20 protein-coding genes are annotated in these 20,034 nt (G+C 68.3%); 10 read left to right on the top strand and 10 right to left on the bottom strand.

All coding sequences use genetic code 11. The annotated features are described in order from the left end of the window. Positions 1–115 precede the first annotated feature (115 nt). Entirely contained in the window at positions 116–1,105 is a 990-nt protein-coding gene (gene lpxD / locus ML539_RS12135; RefSeq protein ID WP_243324199.1) for a UDP-3-O-(3-hydroxymyristoyl)glucosamine N-acyltransferase, read from the bottom strand. 85 nt (positions 1,106–1,190) lie between these two features. Between lpxD and ML539_RS12130 the strand changes: the two genes are divergently transcribed. From ML539_RS12130 to ML539_RS12120, 3 genes are read left to right on the top strand one after another with little or no spacing between them, the layout of a single operon-like run. Continuing rightward, complete coding sequence (locus ML539_RS12130; RefSeq protein ID WP_243324197.1) at positions 1,191–2,006, top strand: prolipoprotein diacylglyceryl transferase; 816 nt, start codon at positions 1,191–1,193, stop codon at positions 2,004–2,006. Further along, positions 2,003–2,983 (top strand): RluA family pseudouridine synthase, encoded by a 981-nt coding sequence (locus tag ML539_RS12125; RefSeq protein ID WP_243324195.1) that lies wholly within the window; start codon positions 2,003–2,005, stop codon positions 2,981–2,983. Before ML539_RS12130 ends, ML539_RS12125 begins: the two co-directional genes overlap by 4 nt. Positions 2,984–3,016: 33 nt before the next feature. Then, positions 3,017–3,481 (top strand): rhodanese-like domain-containing protein, encoded by a 465-nt coding sequence (locus ML539_RS12120; protein WP_243324193.1) that lies wholly within the window; start codon positions 3,017–3,019, stop codon positions 3,479–3,481. Here ML539_RS12120 and ML539_RS12115 read toward each other — a convergent pair whose 3' ends face one another. After that, positions 3,482–4,696 (bottom strand): MFS transporter, encoded by a 1,215-nt coding sequence (locus ML539_RS12115; RefSeq protein ID WP_243324191.1) that lies wholly within the window; start codon positions 4,694–4,696, stop codon positions 3,482–3,484. A gap of 30 nt (positions 4,697–4,726) precedes the next feature. Further along, positions 4,727–5,200, bottom strand: coding sequence for a DUF2231 domain-containing protein (locus ML539_RS12110; RefSeq protein WP_243324189.1), 474 nt, complete (start codon positions 5,198–5,200; stop codon positions 4,727–4,729). Positions 5,201–5,377: 177 nt separating this feature from the next. Between ML539_RS12110 and ML539_RS12105 the strand changes: the two genes are divergently transcribed. Together ML539_RS12105 and ML539_RS12100 are read left to right on the top strand one after the other, a co-directional pair. Then, positions 5,378–5,944 carry a Rieske (2Fe-2S) protein gene (locus ML539_RS12105; protein WP_243324187.1) on the top strand — a complete coding sequence of 189 codons (567 nt, stop codon included), beginning with the start codon at positions 5,378–5,380 and terminating at the stop codon, positions 5,942–5,944. A gap of 13 nt (positions 5,945–5,957) precedes the next feature. Continuing rightward, the gene (locus ML539_RS12100) at positions 5,958–6,761 is read left to right on the top strand and encodes a DUF5777 family beta-barrel protein (protein ID WP_243324185.1); all 804 of its coding nucleotides are present in this window, start codon (positions 5,958–5,960) and stop codon (positions 6,759–6,761) included. Between the two features lie 400 nt (positions 6,762–7,161). Here the strand turns inward: ML539_RS12100 and acs are convergent, their stop codons facing one another. Next, positions 7,162–9,093 (bottom strand): acetate--CoA ligase, encoded by a 1,932-nt coding sequence (gene acs / locus ML539_RS12095; RefSeq protein WP_243324183.1) that lies wholly within the window; start codon positions 9,091–9,093, stop codon positions 7,162–7,164. A gap of 121 nt (positions 9,094–9,214) precedes the next feature. On the opposite strand from acs, the gene ML539_RS12090 reads away from it, so the two are divergent. Further along, positions 9,215–9,868 (top strand): DUF5655 domain-containing protein, encoded by a 654-nt coding sequence (locus ML539_RS12090; RefSeq protein ID WP_243324182.1) that lies wholly within the window; start codon positions 9,215–9,217, stop codon positions 9,866–9,868. Between the two features lie 20 nt (positions 9,869–9,888). On the opposite strand, the gene ML539_RS12085 is transcribed toward ML539_RS12090, so the two are convergent. Next, positions 9,889–10,842 (bottom strand): aldo/keto reductase, encoded by a 954-nt coding sequence (locus ML539_RS12085; RefSeq protein WP_243324179.1) that lies wholly within the window; start codon positions 10,840–10,842, stop codon positions 9,889–9,891. 159 nt (positions 10,843–11,001) lie between these two features. On the opposite strand from ML539_RS12085, the gene ML539_RS12080 reads away from it, so the two are divergent. Further along, on the top strand, positions 11,002–11,334 hold the full coding sequence (locus ML539_RS12080; RefSeq protein ID WP_243324177.1) for a hypothetical protein: 333 nt from the start codon (positions 11,002–11,004) through the stop codon (positions 11,332–11,334). A 441-nt stretch (positions 11,335–11,775) separates the two neighbouring features. Here the strand turns inward: ML539_RS12080 and ybaK are convergent, their stop codons facing one another. Next, positions 11,776–12,258 carry a Cys-tRNA(Pro) deacylase gene (ybaK, locus tag ML539_RS12075; RefSeq protein ID WP_243324176.1) on the bottom strand — a complete coding sequence of 161 codons (483 nt, stop codon included), beginning with the start codon at positions 12,256–12,258 and terminating at the stop codon, positions 11,776–11,778. 51 nt (positions 12,259–12,309) lie between these two features. On the opposite strand from ybaK, the gene ML539_RS12070 reads away from it, so the two are divergent. After that, on the top strand, positions 12,310–13,011 hold the full coding sequence (locus tag ML539_RS12070) for a hemerythrin domain-containing protein (RefSeq protein ID WP_243324174.1): 702 nt from the start codon (positions 12,310–12,312) through the stop codon (positions 13,009–13,011). On the opposite strand, the gene ML539_RS12065 is transcribed toward ML539_RS12070, so the two are convergent. The 3 genes from ML539_RS12065 to ML539_RS12055 all read right to left on the bottom strand — a co-directional run bounded on the left by ML539_RS12065 (position 13,008) and on the right by ML539_RS12055 (position 14,733). Beyond that, entirely contained in the window at positions 13,008–13,805 is a 798-nt protein-coding gene (locus tag ML539_RS12065) for an arylamine N-acetyltransferase (protein ID WP_243324173.1), read from the bottom strand. The genes ML539_RS12070 and ML539_RS12065 overlap by 4 nt on opposite strands. Then, positions 13,795–14,175 (bottom strand): tautomerase family protein, encoded by a 381-nt coding sequence (locus ML539_RS12060; protein ID WP_243324172.1) that lies wholly within the window; start codon positions 14,173–14,175, stop codon positions 13,795–13,797. Before ML539_RS12060 ends, ML539_RS12065 begins: the two co-directional genes overlap by 11 nt. Positions 14,176–14,247: 72 nt before the next feature. Next, positions 14,248–14,733, bottom strand: a complete 486-nt coding sequence (locus ML539_RS12055) for a DinB family protein (RefSeq protein ID WP_243324170.1) — start codon at positions 14,731–14,733, stop codon at positions 14,248–14,250. Between the two features lie 99 nt (positions 14,734–14,832). Here ML539_RS12055 and ggt point away from each other — a divergent pair, with 99 nt between their 5' ends. Both ggt and acnB read left to right on the top strand, forming a co-directional pair. Then, positions 14,833–16,539, top strand: a complete 1,707-nt coding sequence (ggt, locus tag ML539_RS12050) for a gamma-glutamyltransferase (protein ID WP_243324168.1) — start codon at positions 14,833–14,835, stop codon at positions 16,537–16,539. 165 nt (positions 16,540–16,704) lie between these two features. Then, entirely contained in the window at positions 16,705–19,281 is a 2,577-nt protein-coding gene (acnB, locus tag ML539_RS12045) for a bifunctional aconitate hydratase 2/2-methylisocitrate dehydratase (protein ID WP_243324167.1), read from the top strand. Positions 19,282–19,373: 92 nt separating this feature from the next. Here acnB and ML539_RS12040 read toward each other — a convergent pair whose 3' ends face one another. Further along, entirely contained in the window at positions 19,374–19,934 is a 561-nt protein-coding gene (locus ML539_RS12040; RefSeq protein WP_243324165.1) for a TetR/AcrR family transcriptional regulator, read from the bottom strand. Positions 19,935–20,034 lie beyond the last annotated feature (100 nt).

The following is a 20,034-nucleotide window of genomic DNA, read 5'->3' as shown; positions in this document are numbered from 1 at the left end:
CTCGACTGGAAAAGCGTCCATAAGCGGAGGCAGAGAACATGCACCGGGCGTTTCCGCGCCTTCCGTGTCCCTGCTTGTCGGGCCGAGGTTCGCCGATGAACAGGCGTTGTGTTGATCAGCCCTTCCGCAGCTGCTTCATGAGCCGCGGCAGGCGGTTCAGGGCGGCCTGGGCCTCGGTCCACTCCTTGTGGGGCCGGGCGGGGAATCCCGTGACGAAGCTGCCCTCGGGCAGGCTCTTGGCCACCACGCTGTTGCCCCCCACCACGCTGCGGCTGCCGATCTCGATGTGGCCCACCACGCCCACCTTGCCGGCCAGGGTCACGTAGTCGCCCAGCTTCGTGGAGCCGCTGATGCCCGTCTGGCTCACCAGCAGGCAGTGGTTCCCCACTTGCACGTTGTGGCCCACCTGCACCTGGTTGTCGATCTTGGTGCCCTGGCCGATGCGCGTGGGGCCCAGCACGCCGCGGTCGATGCACACGCAGGCGCCGATCTCCACGTCGTCGCCCACCTCCACCCAGCCCACCTGGGGGATCTTGGCGTGGCGGCCCTCCACCAGCACATAGCCGTAGCCGTCGCTGCCCACCACGGAGTTGGCGTGGATGGCCACCCGGTTGCCCAGGCGGGTGCGGCGGTAGAGCACGGCGCCGGAGAACAGCTCGCAGCCCCTGTCCAGTACGCAGTCGTCGCCAACATGCACGCCCGGATGCAGCACGCAGCCTGCCCCGAGCACCGTCCGGGCGCCCACGGTGGCGCCAGGGGCGATGCGGCAGCCCTCCCCGATCACCGCCGTGGGATGGACGGGGCGGTCGCTCCACTCGGGAGCCGGCTCGGGGTGCAGCCAGCCGATGGCCTGGGCGAAGGCCCAGTAGGGATGCTTCACCCGGAGGACGGGGTGCTCGCCCATATCTGCCGTCGCGTCCACAAAGATCAGGCCCGCGGCACTTTCCCGGGCCTTCGCGGCATATTTGGGATTGGCCAGGAAGGATACCGAACCCGCTCCCGCCTCTTCCAGGGGCTTCACTTCGGAAATGGGCCGATCCGGGGGACAATGCTCAAGGTTGCCGCCCAGACGTTCCGCCAGCTCGCGGGCTGTGATGATCGGCATGGCACCCTCCTCGTCAGTCTTCAGTCTTCAGTCTTCAGTCTTCAGCCTTCAGCCTTCAGTTTCCAGTCTCCCGTCGGGATCCCGCATGCATCCAGTTCTTTTCGAGATCGGTTCCTTCCCCCTGGGCACCTACGGGCTGCTGCTGGCCATCGCCTTCTTCGCGGGCACAGCCCTGGCCAAGCGGCAGGCGAAGCTGGATGGTCTGAACCCCGCCGCCATCACGGACATGGCCATCGCCGTCCTCATCGCCGCCATCCTGGGCTCCAAGCTGCTGATGATCATCGTGGGCCTCTTCACGCCCGCCGGCCAGGAAGGCGCCATGACCTTCCGCGAGATCTTCACGATGTCCACGCTGCGGGCCGGCGGGGCCATCCACGGCGGCATCATCGCCGCCACGGCCACCTTCTTCTGGAAGCTCCGCAAGGGCCAGGGCCTGCCCCTGCGCCTCACCGGCGACGCCCTGGTGCCCGGCGTGGCCCTGGGCCAGGCCATCGGCCGGCTGGGCTGCTTCTCCGCCGGCTGCTGCTATGGCACGGAAACCCACGTGCCCTGGGCTGCCACCTTCACCGACCCCATCGCGCACGCCTTCAGCGGCACCCCGCTCGACATCCCCCTCCACCCCGTGCAGCTCTACAACAGCTTCGCCAACCTCACGGTGATGGCCGTCCTCCTGCTGGCCCGCGGGAAACGCCAGTTCCAGGGCCAGATCTTCGCCCTCTACTTCCTGGTGGAGGGCCTGGGCCGCATCGTCACCGAGACCTGGCGCGGCGACGGGGACCGTGGCACGGGCTGGCTGGGCTGGGCCTGGCTCAGCACCGGCCGCCTCACGGGCGTGGCCTTCATGATGCTGGGCGCGGGCCTCTGGCTCTTCTGGAGCCGCCGGAAGGAAGCGACCCGATGATCAGCCTCCGCGCCGAGGATGGCGCCCCCCGCCTGGACCGCTTCCTGGCGGACCGCTTCCCCGAAGTCCCCCGGGCGCGCTGGGACGCCCACGTGCGCACGGGCGAGGTGAAGGTGAACGGACAGCCGGTGTCCAAGGGCGGCGTGAAGCTGCGTCCCGGGGACCTGGTGGAGACGGAGCTGCCCATCATCGCCGCCCCGGCCGCGCACCTGGAGGCCGAGGCCATCGACCTGCCCACGCTGTTCGAAGACGGCCAGCTGTGGATCGTCGACAAGCCCGCGGGCATGGTGGTGCATCCCGGGCCGGGCCATGCGGGCGGCACCATCGTGAACGCCCTGCTGCACCGCCTCAAGGCCCCGGTGGTCCTCGAACCCGGCGACGAAGAATCAGAAGACGCCGAAGAATTGGCCTCCGGCTGGCCGGGCCTCGTGCACCGCCTCGACCGCTACACCACCGGCTGCCTCTGCCTGGCCAAGACCGCCGAGGCCCAAAGGGCCATCCAGGCCCAGTTCAAGGCCCGGACCGTGGAGAAGCGCTACCTGGCCCTGGTGCGCCACTCGCCCCGCCTGCCCCAGCTGGGCAGCCTCCTCATCGACGAGCCCATCGCCCGCCACAAGCAGGACCGCCTGCGCATGGTGGTGGCCGAGGGCGGGCGTCCCGCGCAGACCCGCATCCGCGTGCTGGCCCGCACCACCAGCGTGGCCTTGGTGGAGTGCGAGCTGCTCACGGGCCGGACGCACCAGATCCGGGTCCACCTCGCCCACCTGCGGGCCCCGCTCATGGGCGATCCGCTCTACGGCGGGCCGGGTCGCTGGAAGGATGTGGACGGCGGGGCCCTGCTGCTGCCCCATCCGGCCCTCCACGCCTGGAAGCTGTCCGTGGACCACCCCCTGACCGGGGCCCGCATCGATGCCGTGGCGCCGATCCCCGAGGCCTTCCGCGCCCTCGCGGCCGCTCTGGGCTTGCCGGAGGTCTGAGGCCGGGGCATCATCCCCGTACCGGGAGGTGCCATGTCCCCGCTCGCCCAGGCCCTGACAACGCTGAGAGGCTGGATGGAGACGTACCCCTTCCTGCCGGGCCTGGTCTTCGCGGCCCTCTGCCTCCTCCTGCTATTCGGGGTGGCCCTGCCGCGCCTCCGCTCCTGGCGCCGGGGCCGCGGACGGCCCGTGCTCGATCCCCTCCAGGTCGAGGAACTGCTCCAGGGCCCCGGCGTCCTGCTCGTGGACCTGCGGGACGAGGCGGCCTTCCGGCAGGGCCACATCCGGGGCTGCCTGCATGTGCCTTTCACGGAGCTCACCCGGCGCTTCGGGTCCCCGGACCCTCAGGCCAAGCGGGCCCTCGTCCTCGTGGACGAGACGGACGCGCTGTCTCATCGCGCCCTCAAGCGCCTCACCGCCCGGGGCTTCGACTGGGTCTACGTCCTCAAGGGCGGGATGCGCGCCTGGCGCGGAGCCAACCGGCCCGTGGTGAAGTGATCAGGCCCCGTCCGTCTCTTGCAGGCCCCAGCGGTCCCAGAGCAGCAGCAGGAGCAGGCCCGGGATGGCCGCCGCCGCGCAGACGGGGAAGTAGAGCTTCCAGCCGTACCAGTCCGCCATGAAGCCCGTCAGGCCCGCGAAGAGCGTGCGAGGCAGGGCCATGAGGGCGCTGAAGAGCGCGTACTGGGTGCCGGTGTAGCTGCGGTTGCAGGCGCCCATGAGCAGGGCGGCGAAGGCGCTGCCGCCCATGCCGTAGGCCAGGTTCTCCAGGGTGTTCGCCGCCACCAGCAGGGGCAGGTGGCGGCCCAGCAGGGAGATGGTCCAGAAGCCCAGGATGCTGCCGGCCTGCACGAAGCCGCAGATCCAGAGCGCCTTCCGAAGGCTCATGCGCGTGAGCATCCAGCCGCCCAGCAGGCCGCCGAGGATGATGGCCACCATGGCCGTGGTCTTCTGCACGAAGCCGATCTCGGTCTTCGTGAAGCCCATGCCCCGCAGCAGGAAGGGGATGGTCATGGACTCCGCCAGCCAGTCGCCCAGCTTGTAGAACACGGCGAAGGCCAGCAGGTAGGCGATGCCCCGGCGCTGGAGCAGGTCCTTGAGGGGCCCGGAGATGGCCTCCCGCAGCGTGCGCGGGGCCCGGGCCACGGCGTCGGTGTTCTCGGCCATCCAGGTGCCGATCATGCCCAGGACCGTGAGCCCGGCCATGGCCAGGTAGGTGGCGCGCCAGCCCAGCTTGTCCGCCAGGATGAGCGCCAGGCCGCCGCTCACCAGCATGGCCACCCGGTAGGCGGCGATGTGGATGCTGTTGCCCAGGCCCAGGTGCTTCTGGTCCAGGGCCTCGGCGCGCCAGGCATCCACGGCGATGTCGAAGGTGGCGCTGGTGACGGCCACGGCCAGGGCCAGGACCACCACGCGGAGCAGGTCCAGGTGCGGCTGGGTGAGGGCCAGCCGGGCGAGCGCGAGGGCCATGCCCGCCTGCATGACCAGCATCCAGCCCCGCCGCCGGCCCAGGCCCGGCAGGGAGAAGCGGTCCAGGAAGGGCGCCCAGAACACCTTCAGGCTGTACGGCAGCGTCACGAAGCTGAAGAGGCCGATGGTGGCCAGGCTCAGCTTCTCGTCCGTCATCCAGGCCTTCAGCGTCGAGCCCGTGAGGAACAGCGGGAGTCCCGACGCGAAGCCGAGGAGCAGGAGGACGGCGTACTGGCGGGGCTTCATCCCACCAGCCTAACCGGAGTCACCCGCCGCTCAGGGCTCGCCCCCGTGGGTGTGCAGATCATGAACCATGTGGCCGCCCAGGTGGCCCGTGCGGAGCACTGCCCCCACGCCCATGGCGCTGACCAGCAGCCAGAGGATGAACAGGAGCCGGGCCAGGCGAGGCGACAAGTCGCGATGGAGGAACCGGGAGGCTCCCAGGTGGAGGACCCAGGTTCCCGCCAGGATGCTGAAGATGGCCACGGTCCACTCGGCCGCCTCCTCATGCTGGTCCAGGGCGGCCCGCAGCGCCGGCGTCCGGTGCGCCAAGTTCTCCGCGGCGTCCCCCGTGGCCAGGGCCAGCAGCGCTCCCGCGAGCCCGAGCAGCAGCAGGAGCAGCGCCATGGCGTGGATGCCCCGGCGCTGGGCGGGCCAGAGCGCGCCAATGAGGAAGAGGAGCGGCGCCGTCATCAGCAGCGCGATGGGGAAGTGGACGATGGCGGGATGGAGGTGGTTGAAGGGCGGCACGGGAACTCCGGGGCAGGATCGGCAGGATGTCCCGATCAGGATGCGCCCAGGGCCAGGGCGGACGCCAGACCGGAGGGGCCGGTTTCTGCCATCCGGATCTGGGACCGCGGCGGGCCTCGCCGCATCCTCGCCTGCAGGTCCCGTGGCCACGGCCGCGGCCCTTCCTGAGGAGGCCCCATGCCCCGCCCCGAACCATCCATCCCCGCCGCCGCCCCCGCCTCCGCCCCGTCCAGCGGCCTCGACCGCCGGGAATTCTGCGCCTGCGCCCTGGCCGTGGCCGCCGCGGCCGCAGTCGTCTCCTGCGGGGGCGGCGGCGGAGGGTCAGCTTCGGCGCCTCCGCCGCCTCCCCCGCCTCCTCCTCCCAGCACGGTGACCACTTCGGAGACGAAGGCCAGCATGCTGGCCCAGCCGTCCGGAACGGTGAAGGACTACACCACCACCGCCTCCGGCAGCTGCCCCCTGATGCTCGGCGCCGCCCAGGGCTACTACCTAGTCCGGGACAGCGCCGGCATCTACGCCTTCAACGCGAGCTGCCTGCATCAGGGCGGGCGCCTCGGCCCCACCCAGACCGGCTTCAACTGCCCCTGCCACGGCAGCCAGTACGACCTCAACGGCACAGTGACCCAGGGTCCGGCCCCGGTCGGGTCCACCCTCCAGCACTACGAAGTCAGCGAAGCCACGCCGGGCGGGGTCCTGGTGATCGATCCGTCCAAGCCCGTCTCCGCCGCCACGCGGCTGACCTGAGCGAGACGGGACCATGCCCCTCCGGCCTTCCCTCACCGCCCTCCTTCCGCTCGTGCTCGTGGCCGCCCCCCTTAGCGCCCAGGAACCGGAGCCACCCTCCGATCTCCCCCTGGGCCTCAACCTGCCCACGGCGGACCACCTGGAGGGCTGGCAGCCTGCCATCCGCTTCACGCACCGCTTCACTGAATCCGCCCGAGGGAACTCGAAGGATTTCTATGGCCTGGATGGCGGCAACTTTCCGGGCCTGGGCTTCGATCTCGGCATTGCCGCGGTGCCCGGACTCAACGCCCAGATCTACCGCACGGCGGATGGCAAGACCGTCACCCTGGCCCTCCAGGAGCGGATCCTCAATCACCCTCATGTCCGCCTGGCGGTGCGGGTGGAGCGCTTCGACGAGACCATCCAGCGCACCACCTACGCCTTCGGGACCGTGGGCCTCACCGGCGCGGCCGTGCAGCTCCCCGCTGAGTTCCTGGTGGGATCCTTCTCCCTCAGCCTCGTGCCCACCTGGCTGTCCCGCACCACCACCCGGGACCAGGCGCTCTTCACCGCCGGGGCGGGCCTCCGGTGGCGCTTCGCCGAGAGCCAGTCGGTCCTGGCCGAGTACTACCCCCGCCCCTCCCGCCTGGACCGCGCCACCTACGAGCCCGGCTACGCCGTGGGCTACCGGTTCCAGACCAAGGGCCACCGCTTCACGCTCATGGCCACCAACGTCCAGGGCACCACCGCCCACCAGGTGCTGAGCGGCGACTACGCCGGAGGCCCCCGGCCCCCCGGCCGCTGGGCCTTGGGGTTCAACCTCGTGCGAATCTTCTAGCTCCCAAGGAGCGTGGTGCCGTCAGGTGGAAGCAGAAGCTCGGCGCGGCTTCGCCGGGCCGAGCGCGGGGGTCCGGGGGTGTTCGCGCAGCGAAGCGGAGCGAGAAACCCCCGGAGAGCAGAAGCGAGGCGCGGCTCCGCCGAGCCGAACGCGGGGACCCGGGGTGTTCGCGAAGCGAAGCGGAGCGGCACCTTAGATCCTCGTGCCGCTCGCGCCGCGGGGGATCCCCCGGAGAGCAGAAGCGAGGCACGGCTCCGCCGGGCCGAGCGCGGGGGTCCGGGGGTGTGCGCGCAGCGAAGCGGAGCGAGAAACCCCCGGAGAGCAGAAGCTCGGCACGGCTCCGCCGGGCCGAGCGCGGGGGCCCGGGGGTGTGCGCGCAGCGCGGAACCCCCGGACAGCATCAATCCGCCAAGGTGCTCAGATCCCCCGGATCCTGCCCCAGGGCCCAGGCCTTCAGGGCGCGGCGGACGATCTTGCCCGAGCGCGTCTTGGGCAGGCTGGCGCGGATCTCGATGTCCGAGGGGGTGGCGATGCCGCCCAGGTCCTCGCGGACATGGTCCTTGAGACTGGCGATGAGCCCGGGGCCCGCCTCGACACCAGCCTTGACCACCACGTAGGCCTTGATGCTCTCGCCCTTGATGGCGTCCGGGATGCCCACCACGGCGCTTTCCGCCACGGCGGGATGCCGGATGAGCGAGCCCTCGATGTCGGCAGTGCCGATGCGGTGGCCCGCCACATTGAGCACATCGTCGGAGCGGCCCAGCACGGCGATGTAGCCGTCGGCATCCCGCACGGCCACATCGCCGGCGCTGTAGCAGCCGGGGATGTCCCGCCAGTAGTCCTCATAGCGCTTGGGGTCGTTCCATACGGTGCGCAGCATGTAGGGCAGCGGGAACTTGATCACCAGCAGCCCGCCCTGGCCGTCGGGCACGGGGCTCCCGTCCCGGTTCACCACGGCCAGCTGCGCCCCGGGCATGGGCTTGCCCGCCTTCCCCGGCCTGACTTCGAAGGTGGGCAGGGTGCCGATGACGGGCCCGGCGATCTCCGTCTGCCACCAGTTGTCCACCACCTGGCCATTGCCCTGCCCGACGAGATGCTGCTGGGCCCAGCGGTGGGCCTCGGGATTCAGGGGCTCGCCGGCGCAGGCCAGGAGGCGCAGCTTGCTCAGGTCGAACTTCCCGGGGGCCTCGGCCCCGTGGCTCATCCACATGCGCACGGCCGTGGGGGCCGTGAACATCACGTTCACCCCGAAGCGCTCGCAGAGCTCCCAGGTGACTTCCGGACTGGGGTAATCCGGCGCGCCCTCGCGGCACAGCACGGTCGCGCCGATGCTGAGGGGGCCGTAGACGATGAAGCTGTGGCCCACGATCCAGCCGATGTCGGAGGTGCTCCAGTAGATGTCCCGCTCCTGGATCTGGTAGAAGGCCTTGCTCAGGTAGTTCACCCCCACCAGGTAGCCCCCGGTCGCATGCACCACGCCCTTCGGCTTTCCCGTCGTTCCGCTGGTGTAGAGGATGAACAGCGGATGCTCGGCGTCCACCATCTCCGGCTCGCAGTGGATGTCGCGGCCCTGCTGGATGTCGTAGAAATCCTTCTCGCGCTCGCTGGCGAAGGTGACCGGCGCGTCGCCCGGCCGCGAGCCACGGCGATGGACGATGACGTGATCCACGGAACTCAGGTCACGCACCGCCTCGTCCACGATGGGCTTGAGGGCGATGGCCTTGCCCCGGCGGTAGGTGAAGTCGGAGCACACGACGACCTTGGCTCCGGCATCCTCGATGCGGGTGCGCAGGGCCAAGGCACCCATGCCCGCGTAGACCACGCTGTGGATGGCGCCGATGCGGGCGCAGGCCAGCATGGAGATGATGCCTTCCGGCGTGAGGGGCATGTAGAGGATCACGCGATCGCCCTTCTTCACGCCGAGGCGCTTGAGCGTGTTGGCGAAGCGGTTCATCTCGCGGTAGAGGCGGTTGTAGGTGTAGGAGCGCTCGTCGCCGTCCTCGCCCACCCACAGCAGGGCGGCCTTGTTGCGCCGGTCGCTGTGCACGTGGCGGTCGATGCAGTTGACGGTGGCGTTGAGCTTCCCGCCCAGGAACCAGGCGTGGTTGGGCGCATTGAACTCGAAGACCTTGCTCCAGGGCTCGGCCCAGTCCAGACCCCGGGCCTTGTCCGCCCAGAAGGCGCCGGGATCGGCCTCCGCCAGGGCCCGCTCCACCTCGTAGTTGATGGCCGCCTGCTTGGCCAGCCAGCCCCGCATCGGAATGGGGGCCTCCCCCTTCTGCAGCGCCTGGATGGTCTTCTGCTGGGTGATGCTGATTTCCACGTCGCTCATGGAAGGCTCCGAGAACGGGGTGAGGTGGATTGGGTTGGAAGGTTGGGAGGGAAGGTAGCACGGTCGTGGAACCTGGAACCCATGACAGGGATCACAGCTAGACTTCTGCGCAGGAGCCTCCATGGCCGCTCAATCCCAAGTCCCCTGCCCCTATGACCTACACCCCAGCGTGGCCTACATCCAGGCCATCCTCGCCAACCTCGAGCGGAACTCGGGCCGCGACCTGGCAGCCTGGGTGGCCCTGGCCCGGAAAGAAGCCCCAGCCGACCTCAAGGGCTGCTCAGCCTGGCTGAAGGCCCAGGGCCTCGGCGGCAACCAGGCCGGCCTGGTGGCCCAGAGGGCCTGCGCTGCGCCCGGCCAAGCCACCAGCCACGCCTTCGACGACACGCCGGAGGGCTATCTGGCCGCGGCGCCCCGCTACGTGGAGGCCCAATACGCGGGGAAGAAGGCCGCCCTGCGCCCGCTCTTCGAGGCCATCGTCCTCCGGGCCCGGGGGCTCGGCTCCGACGTGAAGGTCTGCCCCTGCGAGACCATCGTCCCCCTCTACCGCCATCACGTCTTCGCCCAGGTGAAGCCCTTCGCCTCGCGCCTGGACCTGGGCCTGGCGCTGGGCGATCCCGCCACCGTCAAGGACCCCTCCGGGCGGCTCAAGGACACCGGCGGGTTCCGGAAGAAGGACCGGATCACGCACAAGCTGGAGATCACCACGGAGGCGGATCTCGATGGGGTCCTGCCCTGGCTCCGGCACGCCTATGAGCGGGATGCCAAAGCCTGAGCGCCGGCCTCCGGTGCAACTCAGTACCGGCTGGCGGTCTCCAGGGCGGCCATGTCTTCGGCGCTCAGCGTCAGCGAGGCCGCGCGGATCAGGCTGTCCAGCTGGTCCAGGCTGGTGGCGCTGGCGATGGGAGCCGTGACGCCGGGGCGCGCCATGAGCCAGGCCAGGGCCACCTCCGCAGGCTTGGCCCCGTGCCGCGCGGCCACGGTGTCCAGCACCCCCAGGATGCGGAAGCCCCGCTCGTTCAGGTAGCCCTTGACCCCCTTCCCCCGCGGGCTCTTCCCGAGATCCGCTTCGCTGCGGTACTTACCGCTGAGGAAGCCCTTGGCCAGGCTGAAGTAGGTGATGACGCCCAGCCCCTCGGCCATGGCGAGGTCCCGGAGGGCGCCGTCGTAGCTCTGGCGGTCGTACAGGTTGTACTCCGGCTGCAGAACCTCGTAGCGGGGAAGGCCCTTGGCGGAGGCGCCGAGGGCCGCGCCCAACTGGCCCGCGTCGTAGTTGGAGGCCCCGACGGCCCGCACCTTCCCGGCGGCGATCAGCTTCTGGTAGGCGGCAAGGGTCTCCTCATGGGGCGTGCCCGGATCGAACTTGTGGGACAGGTAGACGTCAATGTGGTCGGTCTGGAGGCGGCGCAGGGAGTCCTCCACGGCGCGCTCGATCCAGGCCGCGGACAGGCCCTTCCGATCCGGCCCCATCTCCATCCCCACCTTGGTGATGAGGACGATCCGGTCGCGGCAGCGGCGGTCCTTCATCCACTCCCCGATGATCGCCTCGGATTCGCCGCCCTGGTTCCCGGGCTTCCAGATCGAGTAGACGTCGGCGGTGTCCAAGGCCTCGAAACCCGCTCCCGCGAAGCGGTCCAGGATCTCGAACGAGGTCTTCTTGTCGATGGTCCAGCCGAACACATTGCCGCCAAAGACCAGCGGGGAGATGGAGAGGCCGGTCCGGCCGAGGGGGCGCCTGGTGTGCGTCATCGAAACCTCCGAAGGTCCGCTGAGAGGGTGAGGCGGGCCCGAATAAAGATAAGGCTCAACCGCAGAGAACGCAGAGAACGCGGAGGAATTGGTTGATAAATTAATGATACCGGTACCTAACTAAGATGTATCTTTTTCGTCAATGATCTTGGATACGTCATGAACAAAATCGTCGTTGCTGCGATAGGCTGCGCCATCCTTATTTCTGGTGGATGCGACTGGGCAAACGTGAGCAGGCAGGAGGTGGGTGCATCGAGAGATGTCGAGTGGCAGCCATACCTGGGAAGCGACCGATCCGGTGTCGAGGCATTCCAAATCGGAGAGGAATTCATCAAGATTCGTTTCCGCAACAAACGTGTCTATACCTACTCAACCAAGCGAATCCACCCCAGTAAAATTGATCAAATGAAGGCGCTTGCTTCAGAAGGACGTGGTTTGAACACCTTCGTCAATCAGAACCCTGACGTTCGTCACGGATTCGACAGGGAGTAGGCCAATGAGAAAAGGTGTTGGATTGATCCTCCAAGGAATCGCGATTCTCTACGCTGCCTGCTTGGCCCTGGCACTTGTCTTGGTAGGTTATGTCGAAAATATAGATCCCAGGACAGGGGTGCACAGAGATGGTCTGGGACGGATCCTCGGAGCGACCCCCGGGTGTTCTGGTCTATTCAGTCAGGTGGGATCTCCGGGTGGTGGCTGGGAATTGCTCGATACAGCAGTGTTCTTCGGATCAATCGTGATTATCACGATCATTTACAGAACTGGAAAGAAGCTACGGGCGCCCATCAGTAATTGAGAGCCGGTTCCACCAATGAAATCTTCGAAAGTTCAGTCCCCCTTTGCGCCGGAGATTTCTCTGGCAGTCTTTGACAAAATTCCTCTGCGCTCTCCGCGTTCTCTGCGGTTAAACAGTCTGAAGGAGTGTGTCGGCGCCTACGGAATCGCCACGTTCACCCGGACGATCTTCAACACCCGCTCCAGATCCTTCGGATCCAGCCCCACAAGGAAGCCGCGGCTGCCGCCGTTGAGATAGATCTTCGGCAGCACGAAGATGCTGGCCTCGGCGTGGATGGGCATGGCCTTCCTGGTGCCGAGGGGGCTGGTGCCGCCCACCAGGTAGCCGCTGTGGCGGTTGGCCACCTCGGGCTTGCAGGGCTGCACGGTCTTCGCGCCGACCTGGCGGGCCAGTTCTTTCGTGCTCACCTCGCGATCGCCGTGCATGAGGATGACGAGCGGCACGCCCTTCTCATCCTCCATCACCAGCGTCTTGATGACCGCGTGCTCATCCACGCCCAGCTCCCGGGCGCTCACGGCCGTCCCGCCGTGGTCCTCGTAGCGGTAGAGGTGCTCGGTGTAGGCCACGCCCGCCTGCCGGAGCAGCCGCGTGGCGTTGGTGGATGGCGCCTTGGCGCTCATGGCGCAACCTTGGTCATGGCACCATGATCCCACGCTCCGGCAGGAGACTCCGTGTCCATCTCGCCGCCCGACCCCCTCCTGGCTCTCGCCCTCGTCGTGGTGGCCTTGGGCCTGCTGGACCGGCTGGGGCTCTGGATGGAGGCCCGCGGCTGGATCTACTGGCGACGGCGGCGGGCGCAGGGCTCTGCCCTGGGCGCCACCTTCCTCGAGCTGCAGAAGATCTTCGAATCTGGGAAGGCCGAGCATGTCATCGCCGCCCGGGAGAGCGCCGGGAGGGAGAGCCCGGATCCCATCGCCGGCCACCTGGCGGCGGACCATGCCGAGATCGATGCGCTCTTCGGAGAAGCCAGGATGGCCATGGATCGCGGTCTCCAGCCGGAGGCGCACCGGGCCCTGGATCGGATCTGGATGCGCCTGGCCGTGCACATCCGCGCAGAGCACAGGGCCCTCTTCCCTGCCGTGGCCGAGGCCCGCCCGGACCTGGCGGAGGCCCTCCAGACCCTGCGCGAGGACCACGACTTCTTCATGGCCACCCTGGCGGCGGCCGTGAACGCCCTGAAGGGGGCCGAGCTGGACTGGGCCGCGATCCGGTCCGGTGTCGAGGCCGTCCAACGTCGCCTGGCAGCGCACAACTCCCTGGAGGAGGAGCGGATCTACCCGGTGGCCGACCAGCTCCCCGAGGCCCAGAGGAGGCATCTGGCCGGCGAAGTGTCCCGGGAACTGGCGGCCCTTCCCACGCGCTACGGAGACTAGCCTCCGAAGGCCCGGAAGCTCGCCCCTTCGGGAACGTCCAGCCCGAAGACCTCCCTCAGGACGGGGATGACCTCTTCCGGCGTAAGCTCGCGACCCTCGATGGCGTCGCCGCGGATCTCGGCATAGGCGCGGTTGCGGAGGATGCGGCGCACCTCGGGGCCCGGAAGCTGCGCCGTGAGGGTGGCCACGAAGCGGGACTCGGGATGGGTGCTTGTGTAATGGTTGGCCATCTCGTAGTCCACCGGGAACCGCTCCTCGGCCCGGAACGCGTAGAAGTCCACCCAGGTGCCGTCCTGGAGGCACTGGAGCACGTTCAGCGGCTCTCCATCCGTCTCCTCGGCCACGCGGTAGCGGTGCAGGAACTGGACATGGGGCTGGCCGTCCAATGGCAGGGGTTGCAACAGCCCCTCCCCGCCGAAGCCCACGTCACAGAGCCAGCGTCCGCCCTCCAGCAGCACCAGCAGCAGCATGTGGGTGCGGGGGAGCAGCGCGGTCGCGCCGCGACGCACCCTCGCCTCGCAGGGGATGACCTCGAAGCCCACGCGACGGAGTACCGCCAGGAAGAGGCCGTTCTGCTCGAAGCAGTAGCCGCCGCGGCGGCGGCGCACCAGCTTGGCCTGGAGGGAGGCAAGGTCCAGGCGGATGGGCAGCCCCATCTGGATGTCCAGGTTCTCGAAGGGGATGGTGGAGGCGTGGGCCAGATGCAGAGCCCGCAGCGTGGCCAGGTCGGGCCGCGGCTCGCCCGCGAAGCCGATGCGCCGCAGGTAGGCGTCCAGGTCGAGGTCAGCGGACATACTGGGCTTCACCCTTCCCGAAGGACCAGTCGGCCAGCTCGTTCTCCACCAGGCAGATCATCACGTCCTCGGGTCGGAGACCGGGATCCTTCGCCAGGTTTTCCACGATCCGGCGGTACAGCGCCTGCTTCATCTCCACGGTGCGTCCCTTCCGGAGCGTGATCTGGATGGCCACCCATTCCGGCGACCGTTCGATGCCCAGGTAATGGGGATCGAAGATCAGGCCCGAGACGTGCTCCGTGAGGATGTGGAAGCGATCGTCCGCCGGGACGTTCACTGTCGCGGCGAGCGCTTCCTGGACGCCGTCCGACAGGGTCTGCCGATAGGCGTCGCTCACGCCGGAACGATGAGATATGCGCACGAGAGGCATGGGATCTCCTTCGGGGAGTCGCTCATTCTAGCCATGGCCGACGAGGGTGTTGCGACATTCGCTGGTGGGGGTTCAGCGCGTCTTCCAGGCTGCCGCATTCCGCCGGATCTGGGCGGCGTGGACCTCCAGGTGGGCGGCGTAGTTCCGGAGCCAGTCATCGGATCCGTAAGGGCCGCTCTGCGTGTGGCGACCCAGGCGGCCCCAGGCCGATTCCGGCAGCCGCTCGAGCGTGGAAACCGTGTGCGCCCTCGCCGCCTCGATCAGCTGGAGCGCCAGCTCCGGGTCCGAGGCATGGTAGTCGAAGCGCTGCGCCCACGCGTTCTCGTCGTAGCCCACGATGAGGGGCTCGGGATCCGCCAGCAGGAGCCGGATCCGGATGGCGGCATAGGTCTCGGAGTCGGCGCAGTGGACCACCACCTCGTGGGCGCTCCACTTCCCCTCGGCGGGTCGCCAGGTGCGGGCCTCCACGGGCACCTCCTCCCAGGCCCGACGGAGCAGGGCGGGGCCCGTGCGGTAACGCAGAAGATGAGCTTCCCGGGTGGCAGCATCGAACGTCATGGGACACCTCGACACCAGCATGGCGCAGCGGACCTCGAAATGAAGCCTCGACTTGCGAGGCAACCAGGGCTTCAATGAGGTCCTCTCCCGGAGTTCCCTATGCGCCTCTCGACGCGCCTCCCCGCGGCATGCCTCGCTCTTCCCCTGGCCGCCTTCTCCCTGCTGGCCGGCGACCGCGTCACGGGCCGGGCCTTCGCCACGCGCTCCGAGGTGGCGGCCCAGCACGGCATGGCCTGCACCAGCCAGGCCCTGGTGACCCAGATCGCCCTCGATATCCTCAAGCAGGGCGGCTCCGCGGTGGATGCGGCCATCGCGGCGGATGCCGCCCTGGGTCTCATGGAGCCCACGGGCAGCGGCATGGGCGGTGACCTCTACGCCATCGTGTGGGACGCGAAGACGAAAAAGCTGCATGGCCTCAACGGCAGCGGCCGTTCGCCGAAATCCCTCACCCTCGATCACTTCAAGAAGCTGGGCCTGAAGCACATCCCACCCCAGGGACCGCTGCCCGTGAGCGTGCCCGGCTGCGTGGACGGCTGGTTCGAGCTGCACCGGAAGTTCGGGAAGCTCCCCATGGCCCAGGTGCTGGCGCCCGCCATCCGCTACGCCAAGGAGGGCTTCCCGGTTTCCGAACTCATCGCCTACTACTGGGGCCGCAGCGTGCCCGTGCTGGGCAAGTACCCGGGCTTTCTCGAGACCTTCACCGTGGACGGCAAGCGCGGCCCCGTGAGCGGCGAGGTCTTCCGCAACCCGCGCCTGGCGAAGACGCTGGAGGTCCTCGCCAGGGACGGCCGCGACGCCTTCTACAAGGGCGAGATCGCCCGGAAGATCGACGCCTACATGAAGGCCAACGGAGGCTTCCTCAGCTTTGAAGACCTGGCCGCCCACCACTCGGACTGGGTGGAACCCGTCAGCGTGAACTACCGCGGCTACGACGTGTGGGAGCTGCCCCCCAACGGCCAGGGCATCGCCGCCCTCCAGATGTTGAACATCCTCGAGGGCTACGACTTCTCGAAGATCCCCTTCGGCAGCCCGCAGCACGTGCACCTGTTCACGGAGGCCAAGAAGCTGGCCTTCGAGGACCGGGCCAAGTTCTACGCCGACGCGGCCTTCATGAAGGTGCCGCTCTCCTGGCTGCTGTCGAAGGACTACGCCGCCCAGCGCCGGGCCCTCATCGGTGAGCGGGCCTCGCGCCGCCTGGAGGCGGGCCACCCGCCCCTGAAGGAAGGCGACACGGTCTACCTCACCACCGCCGACGGCGAGGGCAACATGGTGAGCCTCATCCAGAGCAACTACCGCGGCATGGGCAGCGGCATGACACCGGGCGACCTGGGCTTCTGCCTCCAGGACCGCGGCGAGCTGTTCAATCTCGAAGAAGGCAACGCCAACACCTACGCCCCTGGCAAGCGACCGTTCCACACCATCATCCCGGGCTTCATCACGAAGAACGGCGAGCCCTTCCTGAGCTTCGGCGTCATGGGCGGCGAGTTCCAGCCCATCGGCCACGCGCAGATCGTGATGGACCTCATCGACTTCGGCATGAACGCCCAGGAGGCTGGAGACGCCCCCCGCATGAGCCACGACGGCTCGCCGGAGCCTACGGGTGAGAAGGGGAAGCTGCCGGGTACCATCCAACTGGAAAGTGGGTTTCCCTATGAGACGGTCCGCGAGCTGATGAACCGCGGCCATGGCGTGGGCTGGATGTTCGGTGGCTACGGCGGCTACCAGGCCATCCGCTGGGATCCCAGGCAGAAGGTCTACTTCGGCGCCAGCGAGTCGCGGAAGGACGGCCAGGCAGCCGGCTACTAGGAATTAGCCCCGAAGTTGGCCTCCACAACGGCGCCGGTGGGCGCTCCCCAGAGCGGCCCATGTAGAATGGACCTGGCGGGAGTCTATGCCTGCCCTCTGCGGGGGATGGTGCCCCGCCAAAGCCATATCGTTCGCGCCAAGCGGCGTTTCCAGGGGGAGTTGACCGTGCTGCAAGCCTATCGCCAACACGTTGCCGAGCGTGCCGCCCTCGGGATTCCGCCCCTGCCGCTCACCGAGGCTCAGACCGACGAGCTCACCCGCCTGCTGGCCAATCCCCCCAAGGGCGAAGAGGCCTTCCTCCTCGACCTGCTGACCCACCGCGTGCCCGCCGGCGTGGACGACGCCGCCCGCGTGAAGGCGGCCTTCCTGGCCGCGGTCGCCAGTGGCAAGGAGAAGGTGGCTCTGGTCTCGCGCGAGAAGGCCACGGAGCTGCTGGGCACCATGCTGGGCGGCTTCAACGTCAAGCCCCTCATCGACCTGCTGGACGACGCTGCCGTGGGCGCGATCGCCGCCGAGGGCCTCAAGAAGACCCTGCTGGTCTTCGACGCCTTCGAAGACGTGAAGGCCAAGGCCGACAAGGGCAACCAGAATGCCCAGGCCGTGCTGAAGTCCTGGGCCGAGGCCGAGTGGTTCACCAGCCGCCCCGAGGTGCCCCAGAGCCTCACGCTCACCGTGTTCAAGGTGACCGGCGAGACCAACACCGACGACCTCTCCCCCGCGCCCGACGCGTGGAGCCGCCCCGACATCCCGCTCCACGCCCTGGCCATGCTGAAGAACGCCCGGCCCGGCATCAATCCCGACGACCCGGGCAAGGTGGGTCCGCTCAAGCAGCTCGAGGGCCTCAAGGCCAAGGGGAACCTGGTGGCCTACGTGGGCGATGTGGTGGGCACCGGTTCCTCCCGCAAGTCCGCCACCAACTCCGTGCTGTGGTTCACGGGCGAGGACATCCCCTTCGTGCCCAACAAGCGCTTCGGCGGCGTGTGTCTCGGCACCAAGATCGCCCCCATCTTCTACAACACCATGGAGGACGCCGGCGCCCTGCCCATCGAGCTGGACGTGAACGGCATGGAGATGGGCGATGTCATCGAGCTGCGCCCCTATGAGGGCAAGGCCCTGAAGAACGGGCAGGTCATCGCCGAGTTCAAGGTGAAGTCCGACGTGATCTTCGACGAGGTCCGCGCCGGCGGCCGCATCCCCCTCATCGTGGGCCGCGGCCTCACCACCAAGGCCCGCGCGGCCCTGGGCCTGCCAGCCTCCACCGCCTTCCGCATGCCCGTCACGCCCAAGGACACCGGCAAGGGCTTCAGCCTCGCCCAGAAGATGGTGGGACGCGCCTGCGGCGTGAAGGGCATCCGCCCCGGCACCTACTGCGAACCGAAGATGACCACCGTGGGCTCCCAGGACACCACGGGCCCCATGACCCGCGACGAGCTGAAGGACCTGGCCTGCCTCCAGTTCTCCGCCGACATGGTGATGCAGTCCTTCTGCCACACCGCGCCCTACCCCAAGCCCGTGGACGTGAAGACCCACCGCGAGCTGCCGCCCTTCATCACGAACCGCGGCGGCGTCTCCCTGAAGCCCGGCGACGGCGTCATCCACAGCTGGCTGAACCGCCTGCTCCTGCCCGACACCGTGGGCACCGGCGGCGACTCCCACACCCGCTTCCCCATCGGCATCTCCTTTCCCGCGGGCTCGGGCCTGGTGGCCTTCGCCGCCGCCACGGGCGTCATGCCGCTCGACATGCCCGAATCCGTGCTGGTGCGCTTCAAGGGTGAGCTGCAGCCCGGCGTCACCTTGCGCGACCTGGTGAACGCCATCCCCTACTACGCCATCCAGCAGGGCCTCCTGACGGTGGAGAAGAAGGGCAAGAAGAACATCTTCAGCGGCCGCATCCTCGAGATCGAGGGCCTGCCCAAGCTGAAGGTGGAGCAGGCCTTCGAGCTGACGGACGCCTCCGCCGAGCGCTCCGCCGCCGGCTGCACCGTGCGCCTGGATAAGGAACCGATCATCGAGTACATGACCTCGAACATCACGCTCATGAAGTGGATGATCGCCAACGGCTACGAGCACCGCGAGACGCTGGAGAACCGCATCAAGGCCATGCAGGCCTGGATCGCCAAACCCGAGCTGCTGGCCCCCGATGCGGACGCGGAATACGCCGCCGTCATCGAGATCGACCTCGCGGACGTGAAGGAGCCCATCGTGGCCTGCCCGAACGATCCGGACGACGTGAAGCTGCTGTCCACCGTGGCCGGCGACACCATCGACGAGGTGTTCATCGGCTCCTGCATGACCAACATCGGCCACTTCCGCGCCGCCGGGAAGCTGCTCGACGGCAAGACCGACCTCTCCACCCGGCTCTGGATCGCCCCGCCCACCAAGATGGACGCCTACATCCTCACCCAGGAGGGCTACTACGGCATCCTCGGCCGCACGGGCGCCCGCATGGAGATGCCCGGCTGCTCGCTCTGCATGGGCAACCAGGCGCAGGTCCGCAAGGGCAGCACGGCCATGTCCACCTCCACCCGCAACTTCCCCAACCGCCTGGGCCTCGACACCCGCGTCTACCTGGGATCCGCTGAGCTGGCCGCCATCTGCGCCCTCCTCGGGAAGATCCCCACGGTGGAGGAGTACAGGGCCCAGATCGGCGTCGTGGACGCCAAGGCGAAGGACATCTACCGCTACATGAACTTCGACCAGATCGCGGACTTCCGGGAGATCGCCGACACCGTCACGGTCTGATTTCAGCTTCGCCCGATCAGAACGCCGGCCAACAGGTCGGCGTTCTTATTGGCAGCTTGGGGCTGAACCGGATCCCCGGCCGACCTGGGCATTCAGACAATCCGCAGGTAGTCCCGGCGCAGCGATTCGATCACCCGGAGGAATACGTCGGGCGCCTCCAGCCCCCTGGCCACGATCAGGCTGCCCTGGATGGCGACGATGGCCGCCTCGGCCCGCTGCCGGGCGGCCTCTGGAGGGTGCCCCGCATCCAATGCCAGGCGCTCGAATCCGTGGACAAGACGCTGGAAGATCCGCTTCACCGAAGCTCGGGCTCCGGGCTGGTTCCTCAGGGCCATGACATCCAGGAGGCAGGACTTCGTGCCTTCGCCGTAGAAGGCGTTGAAGGCGGCCAGTACCTCCGCGAGGCGGGCCTCGGGCTCGCCGGGTCCGTCCAGCGACACAAACACGTGGTCTTCCAGCCAGTCGGCCGCCAACGCCATCACTGCCTCGGCCATCTCGCCCTTCCCACCCGGGAAGTGGTGGTAGAGACTGGCCCGCCCCAGACCGGTCACCTCGGAAATGCGGGCAAGCGAGACCCCGTCGAACCCGCACTCCCGGAATTCCTCCAGGAGGTTCAGAAGAATGCCTTCACGGGTGGATCGCTCGCCGCTCATAGAGAAAAAATACACCGAACGATCGGTCTAAAACATATTGACCCGGACTTCAGGGGGCCATATCTTTGACTTTACCGATCGTTCGGTCTAATCCGGGAGT

Origin of the sequence: Geothrix sp. SG200 (genome assembly GCF_022808935.1) — a bacterium.
GTDB classification, from domain to species: Bacteria; Acidobacteriota; Holophagae; order Holophagales; family Holophagaceae; genus Geothrix; species Geothrix alkalitolerans.
This window is presented reverse-complemented; position numbering and strand designations above follow the sequence as displayed.

What these genes read in the sequence shown, in the direction of transcription:
- ML539_RS12115 (WP_243324191.1), bottom strand. Translation starts at nt 4,696, where the DNA reads ATGAAGCCCCGCCAGTACGCCGTCCTCCTGCTCCTCGGCTTCGCGTCG.
- ML539_RS12065 (WP_243324173.1), bottom strand. Translation starts at nt 13,805, where the DNA reads ATGTCCGCTGACCTCGACCTGGACGCCTACCTGCGGCGCATCGGCTTC.
- ML539_RS12055 (WP_243324170.1), bottom strand. Translation starts at nt 14,733, where the DNA reads ATGACGTTCGATGCTGCCACCCGGGAAGCTCATCTTCTGCGTTACCGC.
- ML539_RS12120 (WP_243324193.1), top strand. Translation starts at nt 3,017, where the DNA reads ATGTCCCCGCTCGCCCAGGCCCTGACAACGCTGAGAGGCTGGATGGAG.
- ML539_RS12100 (WP_243324185.1), top strand. Translation starts at nt 5,958, where the DNA reads ATGCCCCTCCGGCCTTCCCTCACCGCCCTCCTTCCGCTCGTGCTCGTG.
- ML539_RS12085 (WP_243324179.1), bottom strand. Translation starts at nt 10,842, where the DNA reads ATGACGCACACCAGGCGCCCCCTCGGCCGGACCGGCCTCTCCATCTCC.
- ML539_RS12105 (WP_243324187.1), top strand. Translation starts at nt 5,378, where the DNA reads ATGCCCCGCCCCGAACCATCCATCCCCGCCGCCGCCCCCGCCTCCGCC.
- lpxD (WP_243324199.1), bottom strand. Translation starts at nt 1,105, where the DNA reads ATGCCGATCATCACAGCCCGCGAGCTGGCGGAACGTCTGGGCGGCAAC.
- ybaK (WP_243324176.1), bottom strand. Translation starts at nt 12,258, where the DNA reads ATGAGCGCCAAGGCGCCATCCACCAACGCCACGCGGCTGCTCCGGCAG.
- ML539_RS12090 (WP_243324182.1), top strand. Translation starts at nt 9,215, where the DNA reads ATGGCCGCTCAATCCCAAGTCCCCTGCCCCTATGACCTACACCCCAGC.
- ML539_RS12060 (WP_243324172.1), bottom strand. Translation starts at nt 14,175, where the DNA reads ATGCCTCTCGTGCGCATATCTCATCGTTCCGGCGTGAGCGACGCCTAT.
- ML539_RS12130 (WP_243324197.1), top strand. Translation starts at nt 1,191, where the DNA reads ATGCATCCAGTTCTTTTCGAGATCGGTTCCTTCCCCCTGGGCACCTAC.
- ML539_RS12080 (WP_243324177.1), top strand. Translation starts at nt 11,002, where the DNA reads ATGAACAAAATCGTCGTTGCTGCGATAGGCTGCGCCATCCTTATTTCT.
- ML539_RS12040 (WP_243324165.1), bottom strand. Translation starts at nt 19,934, where the DNA reads ATGAGCGGCGAGCGATCCACCCGTGAAGGCATTCTTCTGAACCTCCTG.
- acs (WP_243324183.1), bottom strand. Translation starts at nt 9,093, where the DNA reads ATGAGCGACGTGGAAATCAGCATCACCCAGCAGAAGACCATCCAGGCG.
- ML539_RS12125 (WP_243324195.1), top strand. Translation starts at nt 2,003, where the DNA reads ATGATCAGCCTCCGCGCCGAGGATGGCGCCCCCCGCCTGGACCGCTTC.
- ggt (WP_243324168.1), top strand. Translation starts at nt 14,833, where the DNA reads ATGCGCCTCTCGACGCGCCTCCCCGCGGCATGCCTCGCTCTTCCCCTG.